This window comes from Haloarcula sp. H-hyl6, assembly GCF_056934455.1.
In genome coordinates this window covers 294765-316147 of sequence record NZ_JBRIIK010000004.1, presented here as the reverse complement: position 1 = coordinate 316147, position 21383 = coordinate 294765, and the positions used below count along the sequence as shown (strand labels likewise).

General features: G+C 57.5%; 3 protein-coding genes and 1 pseudogene. 3 read left to right on the top strand and 1 reads right to left on the bottom strand.

The annotated features are described in order from the left end of the window. Positions 1-588 precede the first annotated feature (588 nt). From Hhyl6_RS21980 to Hhyl6_RS21970, 3 genes and pseudogenes are all read left to right on the top strand, one after another. Positions 589-654, top strand: a pseudogene (locus tag Hhyl6_RS21980) (surface glycoprotein); the annotation flags it as partial. Positions 655-801: 147 nt separating this feature from the next. Further along, the gene (locus Hhyl6_RS21975; RefSeq protein WP_483741468.1) at positions 802-5397 is read left to right on the top strand and encodes a cohesin domain-containing protein; all 4596 of its coding nucleotides are present in this window, start codon (positions 802-804) and stop codon (positions 5395-5397) included. Between the two features lie 379 nt (positions 5398-5776). After that, entirely contained in the window at positions 5777-13573 is a 7797-nt protein-coding gene (locus Hhyl6_RS21970) for a PKD domain-containing protein (RefSeq protein ID WP_483741380.1), read from the top strand. Between the two features lie 549 nt (positions 13574-14122). Here the strand turns inward: Hhyl6_RS21970 and Hhyl6_RS21965 are convergent. Next, positions 14123-20917, bottom strand: a complete 6795-nt coding sequence (locus tag Hhyl6_RS21965; protein WP_483741379.1) for an outer membrane protein assembly factor BamB family protein — start codon at positions 20915-20917, stop codon at positions 14123-14125. Between the last annotated feature and the right edge of the window lie 466 nt (positions 20918-21383).

The window sequence follows — 21383 nt, the reverse complement described above, 5'->3', positions numbered from 1 at the left end:
ATGTCGCTTCGACGACTTGTGTTGCTTCCGTCATCTTCTCTGCGGGGCTGGTGCGGCTATCTCTGTGAGCGCTCTCAGGGATTCTCTGGCTCTTCATCGAACTCTTCAGTGTAGTCGCAATCGGTGCAGTCGATGGTCACCGGTGCATCGATGCCACCGGGGAACTGACGCGTTATGTCGACCGGTGCCCCACATTCGGGGCAGACTGATGGGTATGGCATTTGCCTTGTCGCCTGTATTGTTCAACTGCTTTGAATATCTCTGAATAGACCATCTCCGTACCACATTATGAATGTTGTTGTGACGCTAGAATTTCGACAGAGAGTCCCAAACTACCATCTAAACAACGGGAAATTCGATGGTGGCTATATGAGGTTTGAGTGAGAACTCGTCACTATTGTGTTAGATGGGGAAGATTTTAAATCCCTTTCACTCGCGACTTTAGACGATGATCGACCCGTTTGCCCAGCCACGGCTACTAAGAGATATCTCAGCCGTGCCGCTGGATAGGTGGAAGTGCTTGCGTCAATCAACAGCTGGTCGCGATATGCCTGCAGTGACAACAACCACTGGATTGGTGAGCAACTCATGAAGTGCAGAGCAGTGGTCCTCTCTGGGTTGATGGTGTTGTCAGTTATCGCAGCGAGTGGGGCGTTCGCTACGCCAAGTGGGGCAACAGTCCAGACCGCTGGCAATACTGCAACAACACCGATCGATATCACACTTCGCGAGCCAGACTCAGCAACGCACAGTAATGGGGCTGGCAGTTCGCAGGTTCCTTCGATTGAGGTCAATCGCTCGGTGACGTATACCAACGGCACCAGCTATCGATTCGTTATTACTGATGAGGATTCTGGCGGGACGGTTACAACAACGCCCCCAATCAACAACACAACCAGTGAAGGAGTTATCCTCAACAACCCAGTCCCCGGCGGGATCAACAATCAAGCCGCGTTCTGGATCCCGGGTGTCACCGACGGTTTGCGTGATGCACCGGTGACCACGTCTGGCGACGTTACGACGCGAGGGGTGACAAACCTGAGTGTGTCCCTCGTCGACGCCGAGACAGGGACGGTCCTCGATACGACCGCCTCTCAGCCATACGTGATCGGATATGTCGAAGACTACAGTCAGAACAGTACCTCCGGAACAATTCAACTCCGTGTGAACCGCAGTACGCTCCCAGAAGACACCTCGCTGACAGCGACGGTCTTCAACGCGAGTGCGCAGTACCCGGGCGCGACGTCTGACAGCACGACCGTTGAACTGACCTATGACTCTGAGCAGGACACGTTTGTGGGGACGTTTGATGCAGCGGCTGTCTCCAGTGGGACGTTCAGTGTCCTTGTTGAGGGGACGCTCCCAGCACCCTATGGGACCTCGTTTGAGCGGTATGGGTCGGAGATACTGACGGTATCAGAGACAGAGACGACCCAGGAGCAGACATCTCCAGTTACCGTTGCGCCGAGTTCCCTCGCAGGCAGTGGGACGCCGACTGAGCCCTACATTATTACGAACGCATCTGAACTCCAGGCGATTGAGCAGGCTCCCGACGCCCACTACGTGCTGGGTAGTGATATCGACGCCTCCGATACCGCTCAGTGGCACAACGGGACTGGTTTCGACCCGATTGGGTCGTATTCTGAGCGGTTTACCGGGTCGTTTGATGGCGCGAATCACACCATCACTGGTCTCACGATTGCCCGCACAGGGACGAGTAACGTCGGTCTGTTTGGCTATGTCGAGAATGGAACGGTCGAGAACATCATCCTTCGCGACGCATCTGTCACCGGCGATTTCAGCGTTGGTGGACTTGTTGGAACCAATGAGAACGGAATCATTCAGAGAGCGGGTGTCACCGGGACTGTCTCTGGTGCCGGTACTGTCGGTGGCATCGTTGGAAACAATGCAGATGGGACGATCCAGCAGGTAGGTGTCCGTGCTGCTGTCAATAGCTCAGGATCTGCCGGTGGGATTGTCGGCGATAATGATGGTACACTGAGACAGGCGACGGCTGAGGCAACTGTGACCGGTGGGAGTGACACCGGTGGTGTAGTCGGACAAAATCTTGGCACTGTCCAGCAAGCCGCCGGGAATGTCACTGTGAGTGGTACCGACTGGGTCGGTGGCCTGGTTGGTGATAACCAAGGGACAATCCAGATCTCGTATGTCACGGGTGATGTGACTGGTACGACGTACGTTGGCGGTCTCGCTGGTGGAAACCGATATCAGGATGCCCTCGTCACCCACTCGTATGCAACACCAGTTGTCAGCGGTGACTCAGTAGTTGGCGGTCTCGTCGGTGGCAACTACAACAACGGCAACGTGACTGGCGCATACTGGGACGAACGGGCGACTGGGCAGGCAACCTCAGCGCTAGCTGGGTCTGGCAGTGTTGGCCTTCCCACGAGTGCAATGACGGGTGAGGCTGCCAGAACGAACATGACGGCCCTTGATTTCACGGACACATGGGATGTCCGTGAGGGGACGTATCCGGTGCTGACGTGGCAGACGTCGTCGCCAGATGCGGACGCCTCGGTCGACGTAAATCGGACTGCCTCGACAGTTGACCCGCGCACGGTCGAGGTGAGCAGTACACAGACGTATACAGTCACAGCGACCATCGAGAACGTCAGCACAGCGCCGGGCGAAGTCGACATCCAATTAGAAGGCTTCGAACTGGGTGACAATGAGGATGACATCACAGTTGACTACAGGGCTGACGACATTACTGACGGTACTCTCACGGTGTCGAAACAGGTTACTGCTACCGCGCCGGCAACGGGTGGCATCTATAATGCCACCGTCACCGAACTCCGGGCAGATTCGGACGCTGATGACACACTCGAACTGCAGGTAGATACGCACGTCATAATTGAGCAACTCATCGTTGAGGACAACACGACCAGTGAGGGCACCGTTTACACTGTTGACGCCGATGGGCAGAGCGACTACGAGACGATACAAGCAGCTGTCGAGAACGCTAGCAGCGGTGATACGGTCGTCGTCAAGCCGAGTATCTACAACGAAACCGTTCGGATCGAGAAACCACTGACAGTCGTTGCTGCATCGCCGAACCAGTCAGCGACACCATCACGTGCGATTCTTGATGGTGGTGATGCCCGGCGAGAGGCAATCGTGCTTGCAGACGGGGCGACGAATGCCACCATTGCTGGCTTCGAGATCAGGAACTATACGAACATTGGAATAGAGCTTCGCGACCAGCATGAAGAGGTCTACGTGAGGGAGAATTATATCCATGATATCAACGGCTCGTTCTATCCCCTCGGCGTCGGCGCCACTCTCTTCGATGGTGTACAGCGAAATATCGATATCTCGGATAATCGATTCGAGGCGATTGGTGGCTCGGCGGTATACTTAGCGACAGTTCAGGAAGTCGCTGTCCGCAACAACACGGTGCGCGGAAGCACCAATGTCTCTTCAGAGCCCTTCGGCGATGGCGCGGCCGCTGGGATTAGTGTCACTGGCTGGGCAGGGCAAACGGATTCGACCACTGAAATGGTCCTGATCCAGAATAACGACATTAGTGGCCCCTTCACAAAGGAGGGCATCTTCGTGGGTGCACTCAACGAGACCGCGAACGCGACTGGACACGTTCGGCGAGTCTACATTGCAAACAATACGATCACCGGCTCTGCACCCGGTCTCATCATTTCGCCACAGCGGTCGGCAGGCAACACGATAGCTGACGTGTTTGTCGAGCGGACGACGTTCCGTGGACCCGGGCTGGGTATCGTGGCTGCCCCGGGGACCGTTGAACGAGTCGGGGTCTTCGAGAGTAGCTTCCGCAATAGTTCGACAGATGGCATTCGTATCGTCTCCGGGAACGGTAGCGAACTGCTGCTCAGAGAAAACATCATCAGTGGAAACGGCGGTGCTGGACTCAATAACTCTGGTATCGGAACAGTCGATGCGAGATACAATTACTGGGGTGCTGCTGATGGTCCCAGTGGCGAATTCAACGGGTCTGGCGACGCCGTCATCGGCGACGCCGAGGTCCGGCCGTACTTCACAGATCGGTCTCTGACGGATCTGTCCATCTCCACAGTTGGCCAGTTCGACATCCCAACAAATCTCCAGAGCCGGACAGTAACGCAGGGTGAGTCGTTCAATACGACGGTAACAGTCCGCAATACCGGTGAGCAACAAGCCCAGAAGGTAGTCTTGCTCCTCATCGATACCGACGGTGATGGCGAGTTCACCGATGAGACCGCCCAGGATGGTGACCTACGGACGCTCAATGTGAGTGAAACAACGGACGTCACGCTCACAGCACAGACGAGCAACCTCACTGAACCAGTGGGCAACTATTCGGTTGTGACTGTCGAGGAGGGAGGGACTCCTGACGACGTCGATGATAGCGCAGAAGCACCGCTGCTGATCGAGCCCAGTGGCCCGACAGTGAGTGTTGATCTCGATGAAACGGGTCTTTCGCCGGGCGACACCGTTACGGTGAACCTGACTGCTGAAGATATCGAGAATGCGTATGCAGCATCCGGCATCATCCGGTATGATTCATCAGTCGTGCGAGCGACGAACATTAGTCGTGGTGGCTTCCTCGCTCGTGACGGGACTGATACAGCACTGTTCGCTCAGTCGATTAACAACACAACTGGGACAGTCGACTTCGGGATAGCCAGACTTGAGTCGTCGACGGGGATCAATGGATCCGGAACCCTTGTCCAGGTGCAGTTCCGTGTGGTTGAAAATACAGATCCTGGGACTGTGAGTTCGATTGGATTCGAATCAGCGACCGTCTCTGATCCTGAGCAAACCACAATTCCGGTCTCGACTAAGAACGAGACGGTCAGCATCCGTGAGCCGTTAGAACTCAATGCGTCCCTTGTTTCGTCGGTGAATTACGCCGGCAGCCCGATCCGGATACAGGCCAACGCATCCGGATCAGAGATCGGGCAGCTTGAAGCAAATATTGAACGGAGTGACGCAGGTTCACCGGTCGAAGTACCGTGTGCGGATGGGTCCTCCTGCGTCAAGCCAGTCAGCGTTATCCCAAGTCGGTCGTCGTGGAACGGGTCTGACTACGAACCGGTCCCAGTCGAAGTGCGGGCCGTCTCTGAGACCGGGCAGACGGTGACAACCACCATCTCCACCGAAATTCGAATTGCTGGTGATGCCTCCGGTGACGGCGAAGTGGGTATCCAGGACGGCGTCCTCGTTGGACAGGGCTGGCGGTCGACAGCGGAGTCCTCCGAGTATGACAATGCCGCGGACCTGAACAACGACGGCCGCATCAATATCTTCGACGCAGTGATCCTCGGCCAGAACTGGCAAGACACGGCTACGACATCAAGTGATGGAACCAGTAGCGACGACTCAACCAGCTCGACGACCACTGAAACCACCAGCTCGACGTGACACTGCAATACTAGGATAGCGGCCCAAGATCGTCCGAATCGTCGTTAACCAATCCCGAGGTTTTCGTCGGCTAATCCTTGGATGTCGTCGATATTGTGTCGTGCCTCTGTGGGATCTGCTGTTGCTCTGTACGATCAAATCTTTCGGCCTGCTCTGCCTGTAGAGTCGTATAAATGTCCAGCTTTGCGAAAGGTATTTCTTACCAGACAGAGAGTCCGCTAGGTGCACTAACGAGGCGTCCACCTGCATGGTCAACTTTAGCTCTGCGGCTACGACAGTCATTGTTACCGGATTAGTAGCGATTTCATTCATCCTCGGCCCAGTTGGCGCCGCTGCAACCCCCTCACAGCCACAACCGCTAGCAGAGCAGTCGACCGCTATGTCTGCAACCGTCCCAAGCGACCAGCCTGCCGAAACACGACTGAGTACTGGCCAGGTCCTTACACAAACCAGTAGTGACCAGTCAAATTTGTCTGTCTCATATACGGTTGACTCGCCATTAGCTGCGACGGGAACTGCGGTCGATATCACCGCGGTGGTTAGAAACGACGGCAACACGTCCCAGACGAAGACAGTAACTCTCTATGTCGACGGTTCTGAATCACAATCGAAGCAAGTCACTGTCTCAGCTGACAGTACTAACAGGACTACGTTTTCTGTCGTCTTTGACACCACTGGGACACACACTGTTCGTGTTAATTCCCAGGCATCGACCGAAATCACGGTTGGAGAACAATTCTTTGACCAGAGTCAAATCTCGGATACCAGTTTCGAGATCACGCAAGACCTCACGGCATGGGAACGGTTCATTTTCCCGCTGCGGACTGATCCGACAGCAGCTACAACACGTATTCAGAACCGCCAGCGAGCGATCCAGTTTGGTACCGCTACGATTCCAGTACAGAAACCAACACTCGGGGTGTATGAAACTGGCTCAGCAGTACCAGTCACCTACCAGCCCGATCGTGTCCCTGCATCATCTGCGAATTTTAGTGATGTCCCCGTCCAGCTTGTCGTGGCACGATTGAGTGAAAATCGGGAATTGTCGGTCAAGACGATTGAGCAAGTTGCCACTGGCGACATCGACTCCACCTCGGAGATTGCTGCAACAACGACACTAAACGAGTCTGGAGCGGGTCGGTTCGAGTTTACGCCTCAACAGTCTGGCCAGTATATCTTGTTCTTTGCAGCCCCGACAGCTCCGGACTCGCAGTTCACTGCGCAAGATGCAGGCTTCTCTGTCGGCGGCAATATGACGTTACTCGGCTTTGATACACTCATTGTCCAACGCGGAGCATCGAATGTTACTCTCGAATCTGAGACGCAATCCTCGCAAGTGATTGCGGGACAAAATGCGACATTCAATGCAACAGCGACCCCGCTCGATGGCAATACCAACCATGTCTTCTTCCTCTACAACAACGACACCTATAGCCAAGCAAATGAGCGGATTTCAATCGATGGTTCGATAAGTGCCGATGCGATTCAAAATCAGACCACCATCTACACCGTTGATGGAGTCAATGGTAACCGATTTATTCGGGACCGATTCGTTATCGGAGGCGTCGACTTCACTGATGATCAGTTAACTCGAACACCGGGCTTTGGGAGTACCGTCGACTTCTTCGGTGAAAGTGCCGGTCGTACGCCACCGAATACACAGTATCTCTTCGGTGAGCCAACTCTCAATGGATCGTTCACCGCCAAGACAGCGGGACCTGCCACGCAAATTGTCGTTGGGACCAACCCGAATTTCCCCGCCGGTACCTACAGATATGTCCACCTCGCGCAGGATGCAGATGGAACAGCGACGGCTAGCACCACTGGCACGCTCCAGATTGTTGAGGGCTCAGAGTTAGACCTGCAACTCAACCGGAGTCGGCCAATCGCTGGCCAGCCAGTCGAACTCACGGTAACGGATAGCGAGGGGAACGCCGTTGATACGAATATTACGTTTAATTCGGTCCGTCTGCGGACGGGCTCAGACGGAACGGTCACGCACCGATTCGAAGCCGCTGGAAATACGACACTCACCGCTGAATCACCGGGTGGTCGATTCCTCTCGACACAGCAGGTTGTTGAGGTTCGAGCGCCCGCAAATGTGACAGTAGAAGGGTATCAGCTAGAAGCCACCGGTGTCGATCCCGGTGAGACGGTGAATCTGACCGCCACTATCCGGAACACGGGTGATGTTGCAGGGAATGAGTCGGTGACGTTCCGCATCGATGAAACAGCAATCGAACAGTCACGGGCCGTGTCGGTTGGTCCTGATGAGACAACCACGGCAAGTTTCAGTTTCACACTCTCTGAGCCAGGGCTGTACAACGTCACTGTCGGCGATGGTGACCGCCGACCAGTTACCGTCCGCATGCAGTTCCCGCATACCGATACGTTCGCTACTGGGTTGGGTGCTTGGACACAGCAGGCTGGCAGTGGTGAGGTCAGCTACTCTGACGCTGACGATGGGAGTATCCGGCTCGCTGGGACTGGAAGTCAACAGGCGGTCGTCGGCCGTGAAACGGGGCCACTTGAGACTGGGACGAATGTGACAGTCCAGTATACTGCGAGCGACATTGCTGGAACGTCTGCCCAACTGCAATTAGTTGCTGGGCGTCCAGGCACACCGCCAGTCGTGCTTGATTCGGATGGAGGGGATGCTACCGCAGATGGACGCCTCCAAGCACGCTTGCCGCGTGATCTCCCACGAGATGGCTATATCGCTGTGCGCCTTCGTGCGAACGGCACGACCGCTGATACGAACATTCACACGGTTACGGTTGCTTCCCCACCAGGAACTGGCCTGATCAACGATGACTTCGAATCGGACCCTATCAGAAGCTCACCGGAACAATGGCTCCCATCTGAAGATGAGTCCTATGCGAGCCGGGACCCGATTGTTGTTGATTCACCAGCCGCCACGGGCGATCGTGCAATGCGGCTACCGGGATACATCATGCCAGACGATCCGGATGATGAAGGCGATCGTGCTGTGGCGCATCATCCGAATCTTTCGGTTCCCACCGAAGGTGCCGTCACTATTCAGCTTCGCTTCCGAACAAGTACATCCACATTCTACGTTGAGAGACCAAACGTTGGGTTCAGCCAGTCACGGTATGGAATGGTCGGAGAACGGCTGTTCTCCTTCAGTCCGAGTGGGACGAGTATCGACAGCCAGGCCGCAAGAATTGGATATGAGACGGGAGAATGGGTGTCGGTTACCGCCGTCTATCGTCGTCATGATGGGCGGGCTCGTATCACGTACTACAGAAACGACGAATATGTCGGATCTCGTGTTCAGTCAGATATACTGGCTGAGAGCAATCTGAACTACTTCGCTATCAACAGCGGCACCGGGAGCGTAACTGTTGATGACGTGACGGTACGGGCGCAGGCTAACGAAAATCCTGTTGTGGCGTTCACTACGACACCCACGCAGCCAGTCGCCGACCCGGTGGCCAATGTGACATTTGATGCGACTGACAGCGTGGACCCAGACGGGAATATTACGCAGTACGCCTGGTCATTTGGTGATAACACAACCGCGACCGGCGAGACAGTTAGCAAATCATACGACGAGCCCGGCCGGTATACTGCCACCCTTGTGACTGTCGATGATAGTGGTGCGATCAACCGAACACAGCAGACGATTCGTGTCCTGTCGCCGACCGCAGATATCTCCATAGAGGAGTACTCGGTTGGGACTCGCACAGCTGAAGTCAATGACACGGTCAATGTCACGGCCCGCCTCACGAACCAGGGTGTGGAAAACGGTACTGTCGAGGTGCCTTTGCGGACTAATGGAACGGCCACAGCGACTCAGACAGTCTCAGTGCCAGCAGCATCGAACGCAACAGTGCAGTTCGAGACTACGTTTACTGAGACGGGGGCGTACAATCTTACCGTTGGTGACCAGCCAGTAACCAACATCACAGTGCGCAAAGCGCAGGCTCCCTTGGCACTACGAGCCGCAACACGTAACACGGAAATCGTCGACTCAGGGACGGTGGCAGCAGCTACACCGATCACGTTCACTGTTCGGCGCACTGATACCGGCCAGCCAAGTAATGCAACAATCCGGATCTCCGGTACTGCGCCACTCGGGACTGAAGAAAGGGCCTTCAGTGAAACGCTCTCCGTGACCAATGGCACGCTTGTGTGGGAACTTCCCACGTCAGGGACATTCGACGTGCAGGTCAACCGGTCGGACACGCCGACGACGAACTATCAGAACGATACTCTGTCGTTGACTGCGGAACGCAAGCAGGTCCCACTGCAACTCAGTGCTAACCGCTCGACGGTTCCTGATGAACACGCGGTCAAATTCACTGTGCGTCGAGCAGATACCGGTACGCCAGTGAACGCTACCGTGACAGTTGGCTCCGACTCTCGACTCACCGGTGCAGATGGGAATGTTACCTATCAGTTTGCAACACCGGAGACAAAGCGTGCTACCGCAACGAAGCCACGGACTGATACCGAAGTATTCGAATCAGCCAGCCGTTCGGTGCAGGTCATTCCCAGTGTCGATATTACCCAATACAGTGTTGGCGTAGTGAATAATCGCACATTGCGCGTGCAATTCACATCGAATGCGTCACTCGCAGACACGAGTGTCGTGATCCGAAACCGGACAGGCGCTCGCACTGCGACACTGACGGCCTTCACAGCCAATACGACCGACTCTGGGATCCGATATACCGCAACCACGCAGGTTGAGACACCAAGTGTGTATACGGCCACGCTGGTAAGGGCAGATACCGCGAATGGGAGCAGTGGTGCGATTGGACAGACGGACGGCGCCGTCTTGATCGACGAGAACACGACGCACCTAACCGCCCCAGTCACCGCAGGGCAACCAACGGTTGACGGCGTGCTTGGCGACCCAGTCTGGACGAGCGGTGAAACCTACACTCTCCGCTTCAGAAACGCTGAGGGCACTGGGTATCAGACCGCGAACGTCTCGCTGCTTCACGATGGTGAGTATCTCTATCTGGGTGTCGAAAGTGGCCTGCCAAGCGACCTCTACAGCCGTCTGCAACTGCGTATTGACGGTGACCGTGATGGCCGCCTTAACGGGTCGACAACCTCACCGCAAACGGACGTATTCATTTCACATTACGGTCCAACCGGAAACAGTCGCTACCGTCAGTTCGGCAGACTCGGGCCAACTGACGTTCTGACGCCACCAATAGGGCTGCGTCGGGCAAGCCAGGGTGACCCAAGCGTCTATGAATATCGCGTCCCGCTTGACACGATTGGGGCTGAACCTGGGGCAGTTATCGGCGTACAACTGCGACTGCATTCGGGGCAGTCTGGTGCTGATCGGGATTACTACTGGCCATTCCGACCAGCGGCTCCGTTCCTCTCTGCTGAGGATTGGGCCGGCGTACAACTGGGGACAGCAAATCTCACAGCGGCGTTTAGCTCAACGCCAGCACAGCCCGTCGTCAGCGAGCCAGTCACGCTCAACGCATCCGCATCGGAGAGTGCAGTTGGCAATATCACCCAGTATCGCTGGGACTTTAATGGCGACGGCGTCACCGATGCCACCGGTGAGCGAGTGACGCATCGGTTTGTGCAACCCGGAACGTACCCCGTTGAACTGGAAGTTGTCACCGCGAGTGGGCAGACAACCTCGCTCACACAGAACGTTGAGGTCCGTCAGGGGACGGGTCAAGAGCCACCATTCAAAGCTGCATTCCTCAAGAAGACGACGGGCTGGACACTCAGTCCGGCCGCCGACGGAGCAAACGAAACCGTCGGCACCGGGACTTGGTCGACCACCAATGACGGCAGTGCTCGACTCGTCACAAACGGCTCTGCGCCGCCGGTGACACTGTCCCGACCAGTTAGCGACATCGATCGTGGTGACCGGATCCGTGTCAATTACACCGTTCGTGAGGTAGGGACGTCGAATGGCTCACTTGCAGTCGCCTTTGAGACAGCCGGTGGTACCCGTATCCCACTCGCGGCGGCACAGGTCAATACGACGATAGTTGGGACGGGACAGACGCTGACAGCGCTGTCACCAACCACTCTCAACGACACAACTCACCTCGTCGTGACACACACTGCAAACGCGAGCCAGACAGCGGTGGCGATTCAGTCGGTCAGTGTGACGGATGGCGTCGTGCCCCCGGAGCCAGCTTACGAAACCAATGAGACGTCTCCGACGCCGGGAGACCGCGTGCGATTCAATGCGTCAGCGACGGTCGATTTCGATGGGAATAGTCGTGCCGCAACATATGAGTGGGACTTTGGCAATGACGGGACAATCGATAAGACTGGAATCACCGTCACCCACTCGTTCACGAACGTTGGAAACGAGACTGTTCGTCTGAAAGTGACCGATGAAGACGGCATTGCGACGAATCTCACCCGGGTGACGACTGTCGTTCCGAATGGGACAACCCAGCTACTGTTCGCCGACAATTTCGAGGACGAGACCATTGGCAGCTATCCGACAGGCTGGAAACAGAATGGCAACGAGGATCAAGAAGTCGTCGCGAGCAGGGCGGCAAACGGAGAGCAGTCTCTCCGTATGTCTGGTCGGCCAGGCGGCTGTTGGGAGGCAATCAGCAACCATCCCATTGCCAACCCTCGGGATGGGAACCCGGTTCAGAACGGAACGATTGTCGTTGTCGCTGATGTACGGATCCCGAGCTATTCGGACATCGAACAGGACGCCGGCTGTCATGGTTCGAATGCGGACGTCAAGCTCCGGACGTCCCAGGCATACTGGGCGAGCGGTGAGCGTGTCTCGCTATTCAGTATCCAGAACAATGGAGCGGTGACCGCCAGTGGCGGGCAAACGGGCCAGTACTTCTCGCCCGGTGAGTGGCGAACGATTCGAATTCGCTACGATCGTGCCAACGACGTTGTCCGCATAACGCATTTCGCTGGTGACCGGGCTATTGGCTCAGTCACGCGTGAAGTGTCCTCATTCGAGGATGCGCTGTCATATCTCTCGTTGTCGAGCGGTGATACGACGGTCTACTGGGATGACGTTGTCGTTGCTGTGAACACGACATCGCCGGTCGCCGACGATACGGCTCCGCCGGAGCCGCAGTATACTGCGGACACTGAGACGATCGTGGCTGGTGACCCAGTTCGGTTCAATGCGTCGGCAACGCAGGCTGGCAGTGGCAATATCTCACTGTATCAGTGGGATTTCGATGGCGATGGGACTGCTGAAAAGCAGGGTGAGTCCGTCGTCTACAACTTCACGTCCACGGGCGTTCAGAATGTCACACTCACTGTCGTCAACGACCAGCTTCAAACGGCGACCGTGAGCAAGCCTGTGTCGGTCCAGCTTACGGAGTCGATCATTCCGTTCAATCAGACCGACCCAGTTGCCACGGCTGAACCAAGCTCACTCACGAGCGCGGCCCGCATCGGGTCGACTGTTGCACCGAACACGAGCATCAGTCAGCAGCGGCACACCGCGACAAACACCACGTTCGAGGTCACCACAACTGGCACGGCGACGTCGAACACGACGCTCTATCTTAACCAGTCTGTCCTCCCAGTCGAGTTGAGTGATGAGGAGGTCGTGATGTTTGTTGATCGCAGGCCGCAACCATATTACACGGTTGCAAACGCCGGCGGGACTGGCAGCGACTGGGTTGCACTTAGCATAGCTGGGAATACAACGGTGACGTTCAGTAATGATACGTCACCTCGAACGAGTACAGCACTGCTGACACGCGTCAATTACGCTAGCAGTCCGATCCAGATCCAGTTAGATGCTCGCAGCCCAACTGTGGCCCTCACATCTGTCACATTCCAACTGCCTGGGGGCAACCAACTGTCACTGCTCCAGCAGCGAACAACCGTTCTCTCGAGACAAACGAATATCACGATCGGGCAGAGTACGTGGAACGCTTCGGCTGACCGATATGAGCCGCGAAATATTACCGTCGTGGTCCAAAATGAACAGGGCCAAACGACGATCAAGCAGGTGCCAGTGACAGTGTACGCCCGTGGAGATGCCACCGGTGATGGTCGGATCAATATCTTTGACGCTGTGACAGTCGCTCGTCACTGGCAGTCGACCGATGACGGGCAGGACTACAGTGCAGCGTCAGACTTCAACAAAGACGGCGTCGTGAATATTCAAGACGCTGTCGAGATCGGGCAATCTTGGAACGAGACCGCGGAGCAGGCTGATAACTGAGGCCACCGTTAGTTCTCGGTTTTGACGCTGCGTCTGACGGCACTCTTTTCGGACTGGGAGCGATAGTTCACGCTCATTTGATGGGGCCCTATCGGGTGAAACGCCGCAGAGTCACGTGGATCGAGACGCCGACAGGGTCTCGTCATCACAAGAGAGCGTTAGGTTTACCAGGTCTTTCTGACGCTCGTCTCATACTGGTTACAAAACCGAGATGCTGCGAGCCTATCGATCTGTGGTGGCGAGGATTAGCGTCAGAAGCAACCGCTAGCCCTATTGCACTCTCGAACGGCCCCGGGCACTCGGACTGCCCTGTCTGTAGAACCTTCAGCAATGGCCTGCTCGGCATTTCTTGGCGATTCCGATGGGCATCAGATCACGTTGTGTGATCGCCATGAGCCAGGTTTTGCCGGTGTTTTCGTCCCCGTATTGGAGAAGCGTGTAGCCTAACCTCTCGCTTACAGGGATGAATGCATGGTGAGTGCCGTCAGTACTTGGCGGGAGAAAACGGTTGTCTGTACCCCACTCCAATAGTCATGATGGGACAGTCGGTCAGCCTTCGGTGGTAGTCCGTGTGGTATTGGTGGAGGTCTGTGTTGTGGTGCTGTCAGTGGAACCACTAGATTCGGTTGTAGCGCTCTCCTGCCAGTTCCGACCGAGAACGACCGCATCGAAGATATTGATGCGGCCGTCGTTGTTCAGGTCTGCGCTGGCGGCGTAGTTGGAGGTCTTGGGGGTAGCTCGCCACCCTTGGCCGACCAGCACACCGTCTTGGATGTTGACCTCCCCGTCGCCGGTGGCGTCGCCAGCCATCCGAATGGTCGTGGTGAGGGTCTGGGTGGTCGTATGGCCGGTTTCAGTCTCGGCCGTCACCGCCACAGTTACTGGCTCGTAGCCAGAGCCGTTCCAACTCGATTGCTCGGGGACGACGTTCACTGTCTGGCCACAGGGTGGGCCTCCCGTACAGGGGACTGTTTCAGGTGGCCCGGCGGTGGGTCGATTCAACCCAGCCTCTAGCTGTGCGATATCTGTGCCGGTGGCGTTGGCTTGGATACGCATCGGACTGCCAGCGTAATTCACCTGCGAGGCGACCGATGCATCCACGTTCAGCGAACTCATGCTGATGGTTGCGTTTCGAGTGGTGACCGCCACCGACTGTTGGTTGCTGTCTGCCAGTGTAACCCGGTCGAGAGTGAGGTGGCTCCCAGCACCGGGCGACACTGTCTCGGCGACGACGAACTCAACCTGTACGAGCGTTCCCGACCCGTTCAGGCCCCTGTCTGCTTCCAGACGGGTAATGCCGATGTCAACCATGCCTGTCTCGTTGTTGATCGTCTGGATCATCAGGCGCGCTGGCGTCCCATCCTGTGAGAGGAACCCACCGCGAGTGATGTTCGTCGCACGGAGGACGGAACTGTTGTATGACAACAACGCAGAGGCGCCGTACACATCCGCCGTGGTGTCGGCACTGATATTCACCGTGACGGTCTCTCCGGGCGTGAGCGTCGTTTCATTCGGGACGACGGTGACCCGATCACCGTCTGATTGTGTCTCGGCCACTTCTACGGCGCCGATCGGAGCGGGGTCACTGAGCCGTGACTCGAGTGTGCCAGTCGAGTCGTTCCGGTGGCGGACGTCAGTCACGAACGCATGGTACACGCCCGCAGTTTGAGGCGCGGTGGCAGTGACGGTCGTGGAGACGGTGACGCGGCCGTCGACAATGTCGGATTCGGTGTACGGAATCGTGACGGTGTCGGTCCCGGACGTGGCTGTCTCGCCGGCGGAGTCAGAAGCAAGCGTGAAGCCATCGAGACGGACATCGACCTCACCGGGACCAGTGGTGGGAAGGTTCGCAACACGCACCGAGATGTCGTACGTCTGAGTCTCCCCGGATGCCGTTAGCGTCGGCTGGATCGACGAGCTGTCGCTGGCGATCTCGAGGGGTGGGGCAGGTTCAGTCTCACTGGCCGCCTCAACGGTCACGTTCCGCGTCGTGGACACTGTGGTCCCATCATCGTCGGTGAGTGTGATCTCGACGGCGTAGGTGCCTGCCTCGGTAAAGGTATGAGTCACCTGCGTTCCCGTGGCGGTTGTGCCGTCGTCGAACGACCAGTGAACGGACTGAACCGTACCGTCGGGGTCGAACGACGGGGAGGCACTCAGAGACGTAGCAACCCCGGCCTCCGTCCGCCGGGTCCAGTTCCCATATCGAAGCCGGGGCCGTTGGTTCGCGACCGGTTCGTTGCCGCTCACCTCTACCAGCCATGCGTCCCTTGGATCGCCGTGCCGACCGACGACCACGAAGTCGCCATCGGACGTCGGCGTCATTGCGTTGATGTCCGGGAAGTCACCGCCGTCCAGCGTGAGGTTCCAGGCCACCTGTCCGTCGGGGATGACTTTGACCATGTACCCCGATCGATGACCAGTGCCGAACGATTGGCTCTTCCCGGCCATGATGAAGCCACCGCCGACGCCGCGGTCGACCGCTCTGATGTATTCATTCTCGTTACCACCGCCGCGGTATGACCACTCCAGATCGCCCGATACATCCGTTCTGAACAGCCAGGACTGGTAGTCGCCGCTATCGGTCCGATCGTCCCAGCCAGCGACAGCGAAGCCACCGTCTGCTGTTCGCGTTATCGACCGCGCGTGTTGGTGGCCCTCGCCCCCGTAGTGCTTACGCCAGCGAACGGTTCCGTTTGGAGCGACGCGTGCGATGTATGCATCGTCACTGCCGTAGCTGTTGGCACGACCCACGACGACGTAATCGCCGTCGGGGAGTTCGATGGCGTCGCTAGCGTAGTCGACGGTATCGAGGGAATGCCATTCGACTGTGCCGGTTTCGTTTAGCTTCTTCACACCTTCACCCAGGACCAACAAGTCGCCATCCTCGGTCGTCATCACCTCGTGCTGCGACCAGCCGTCAACCGATGCAGTCCACTGCCGATCGCCGGATCGATTGACCTTCACGAGTTTGCCGTCCCAACCCAACATCACGTAGCCATCGCTCGTCTCAGTGACACTCATTGCGACTTCTGAGACGCCTTCAGTCCCATACGTCCGGTTCAACACGACGTGTCCGGTTCGGTTGGTCTTCAGGAGCCAGAAGTCGGCTAGTGAGTTCCCAGCTATCGGCCTGTCGGCACGGCCGGCCATAACGAGGCCGCCGTCTGCAGTCTGCTCGATGTCTTTGAACTCCTCGTTGTAACTGAAGTCAACGCGGCGTTCCCGGACGACTCGTGTGACGTCCACCGTTGTAGTGGCCGCTTCCGCAGGGTCACTTGCGTCCATACCCGTGACCGAGACTGTCTGGGGCCCAGCCGAGTCGAAAGTTGTAGTGACCGCTCTGCCAGTCGCATCTGTTTGTCCATCGTCATCGAAGTCCCACTCGTACGAGGTATCAGATCCGGCACTCTCGGCCATCATCGATACGTTGAGCGTTACCGGTTCACCGACAACGACGGGCGGCGAATACGAGATCCAGGGACTCGTGGCGACCTCGGTGCTGTACTTATCATTGTGGCCGAGAGTACCGAGTCGGACGCGAGAGCCCTCACTCGAACTGGCGCCATCCGTATTCAGCGCATAGAGGGTCCCATTCCACGTCCCGACGTAAATCATCCCGTTCGCCACCGTCGGTGAGGAGGTGATCGCGTCGTCGCCATGACTCCACAGCTTCTTCCCAGTGTCTGCATCAATGGCGTACAGGGAGTTCGCAGGATAATACCTGGACCCCGTCTCCTGCTCGCCAACGTAGACGGTGCCGTTGGCGACGGTCGGTGACGATGCCATCCAATCGTCGCCCTCGAACCGCCACTTTTCGGTTCCGGTGGCCGCATTCACTGCGTAGAGGTGGTTGTCGCGAGAGCCGAAATACACCGTCCTGTCGTAGACGGTTGGCGAGGCATCGATCGACCCGTTGGTTTTGAATCGCCACGTCTGTGTCCCAGTCTCCGCGTCAAGCGCGTACAGGTGCCCGTCGCCGGTTCCGATGTAGATGGTCCCATTCGAAACTGTCGGCGATGAGGAGATGAACGACCACCCGAGCCGGCCGTCGGGCGACTGCCACTCGATAGCACCGCTGTGCGCGTCGATCGCGTACACGTAGCCGTCGTGACTTCCGACATAGACCGTTCCGTTGACAACGGTGGGTGACGATTTGATGCGGTCGCCGGTAGACACCTGCCACCGTTTCGTGCCGGTCTCAGCATCAATCGCGAAGATGGTGCCGTTTCGGGAGCCCACGTACACAGTGCCATATTTCACCGTCGGAGCCGAGGTTCCCGACCCACTGGTCTCAACGGACCACTGTTTAGCCCCTGTTTCGGTATCGAGCGCGTAGAGATACCCGGTGAGCGAGCCATCAGACGCCCTTGTGCGGGAGCCAACGTAGACCGTTCCCGCGACGACATTCGGTGATGAGGTTGCATACTTGCCGAGGGCAGTCTGCCACTGTCTCTCGCCGGTCGTCGCATTGACAGCGTGCAGTGAGTCTTTCGCGCCCACGTACACAGTATTTCCAACGACAGTCGGTGAGCTTGTGATTCCATTGCTGGTGGCGTATGTCCAGCGCTCTCTGGACCCGACGGCGATACGGTTCGTGGTGCGGTTCGTGTTGCCGTCGTCGTCCGTCACGACCAGCGTTACCTGATAGGAGTCTTTGGCAGCGAAGCTATGCGTGACCACTTCGCCAGTCGAATCAACGGTGCCGTCACCCGTGAAGTCCCACTCGTAGGATTGAACGGTGCCGTCTGAGTCGCTGGATGGCCCTGCGTCAAACGTGGTGGTCCCACCTGGGTGTGGCGCGGTCGGCGAATACGTGAACGCTGCGACCGGGTCTTGCTGCCCGATGACGGTGACGTTCCGGAGCAAGTGTGACTGATGACCCTCCGCATCGGTGAGCGTGACGTTGACTGTGTATTCACCCGGGCTATCGAAGGCATGGGTGACGACGTCACCGGTAGCGTCTCTGGCCCCGTCGTTCTGGAAGTCCCACTGATAGTCAGTGATCGTTCCCGACACGAGGTCGCCATCACTGACCGACTGATCCGTCGAGTCACTCGCATCGAACGTTCCGACCTCACCCACCGCCAGCGTGGTCGGCGCGTCGACCACTGGGGTCGGGGCCGTCAGTGTCGCCTCCGCCTGTTCGACCGTGTAGGTGAACGCCACCGAGTCCTGCTGGCCAGCGGCCTGCACTCGGAGCCCGACAACGTGGTCGCCGGTCGTTTCGGGCTGCCACGTCGCCGTCGGCCCGGTCGCATCATCGTAGACACTGTCACCGTCGAGATCCCACGCGTATTCCTGAGCTGTCGTGGTCGCACGCAACTCCGTCGCGTTACCCGGCTCAATGATTGTCCGGTTGGCCTCGAACGATGCCGTCACCTCTCGTGCGGGCGAAACGGTAATCGTCGTCGTTGTACGATCGCTCATGCCGGCGGCATCGGTAACGGTCAGGGTGATGTTCTTCGTGCCGGCCGCCCCGAACGTCGTGGTAACCCTGTCTTGGGTGCGTGTTTCGCGGGTCCCGTCGTCGTCGATATCAGCGCTCCACGTCGCGGACTCAACAGCTGTGTCATCACTGGACAGTCGCGAATCGAGCGTCACCATGTCGCCAGCCTCGATACTCGATGGCGACACCGAGATGCGAGCTACCGGTGATTGATTCCCCGCAGCGGGGTCTTCCGTGACGTTGACTGCCGCCCAGTTTTGTTGGTCGGTGCTGTCGACGGTCGACGAGCGAGGATAGCGGATGAACGACGTCTGGTCGGCCTCCTCGTCGTGTATGAGCGGCTGGAACGCCGTCCGATACGCGATCCAGGCGTCTCCGCTGCTCGACGTCCGTTTCAGCGTGAGCCGATAGGTGTTCGTCTCGCCGGGGTCGTACGGCTCACGGATATCTGTCAGTGGGTGCTTGGCCGGCCGACGTGTCCCGTTACGATAGAATATCTCGTCACCTACGGAACTGTTTACGACGGCAACGTCGGTGTCTCCGTCGACCTGCTCGAATCCGGTCACGTTCAGCGTATCTGCGTGTGAGACCGAAAGATACCCCTGTGACGACGTCAGCCCCGCGTTCTCGCCGTTCGAAACGTGGAACGTGACCGTCATCGTCTCGCCCTGTTCCAAGTTTGCAAGACGGGACTGGAGATCGCGTTGTGACGTGTTGAGCCTGACGTGTGGGCTCGGGTCCCGTGCCATGGGTAAGACCGTGTCATCGATCCGCTCGTACTCCGCCTTGGCGTACTGGTGGACCGCGTCGAAGTAATTATAGAGGTCGCTGCTCCCCTCGTCTGATACTGCGATTCGCTGGCTCCGTGACTGGTGGTACAGACTCGGCGACTCTGGTCCAGTCACAGCGCCATCGAAGCTTTCCTCGAAGCGAAGTTTGTACGATGCCGGGACGTTCTTCGAGTACCCCATCAGGACATACTGTTTCTTGTAGAGAATCTGCCGGACCCGCTCTCTGTCTCCCGTGCGCCACGCTTCGGCCTCCTCGCGTGAAAGGCGTGCGAGCTCCTGCAGGGCGTATGAGGAGTTTCCGGCGTTAGTTGCACTCCCGATATCCATGCGTCGCTGCAGGTCTAGGTACAACCGATTATTCACGCGCGCAATCTTGCCGACCGTCGTCCCGCTCCCGAACGAGTCTTGGGACATCCCGTACACCGTCTGAGCGTTCTGGTACGTCTCCAGATTGTTCGCGTGTCGAACGCTCGAAACACCCGAGATCGCCTCATCGGCGTACGACGTCACAATCGACATCGCCGCATCGTTTGCGACGATGGTGAACGCCCGCCCCATGCGTCGTTCGACCCGGTCGTCCCAGTCCGCACCGTACAGAAGCCGGTCGTAGGTCTTGTTGTACCCGGTGGCAAGTCGTGCTTGTGCTTCGGCCACCTCTGCCAGTTGTTCGGTCGAACTGGCTGACTCGACAACGTCGTAGGTGACTGTCGTACCGTCGCCGTTCTGCTTATCGGGCGTCGGGTCCGCACCGATGGTCACACTGTCCGTCGCGACACTCGGATCAAGGGCGAACCTGACGAGTACGGTGTGCTGTGACGCCGGGCCAAAAGCGTTGGAACTGGCCAACTGGCATCCATCGCGGCAATCGGGGTCCGACGGGGAGATATCGTAATCGCCCGCCGAGGACGAGATACTGGTTATCGAGACGCCCTGGCCCGACACATTGATTTCGAGTTGTGGTTGTGAGACTTCCCCTCGATCGATCAGCCCCTTCTCGCTCACATCCACCGTCACAATGGCGGTATAGACCCCCCCGTCGACGAACGTTTGATCGCTACTGGGTGCAATCGTTCCCGACTGCTCCAGCGAGCGGTCGATAATCACAAATCGGCTGTTAGAGCGTAACGAATGAGAGGGACTGGCTACTTCCGTGTGGGCCGTCTCTGACGGAGTCACATCCGGAGCGACCGACGACTGAGTCGGGGGCGATGGATGAGGGTATGCCATCCCGACACTACTTCCGAACGACGAAACAACCAATAGAAGGATTAGCGCGATTGTGCGGTATCGACTCATGTCATATCCGTTGTCAGGGTTACTATCTTCCAGCTGATACGCGGCTGTTTGTGAATCACATCATGTGCTGAGCAGGTGTCGCCCCCGTCCGTCACTCCAACTATTGCTGCGTTCTGACCCACAGCTGCAAATGCCACTCCCGTGTCCGACTCTCGTGCCATCACATGCCGGACAGGGGCCTCTCCAGGCAAGAGTCCCGAATGACTCTCTCAATAGCGTTTCTCCTCAGCAGCACTGGCTGGTACATCCAATGCCTCGTAAATAACACTTTTCA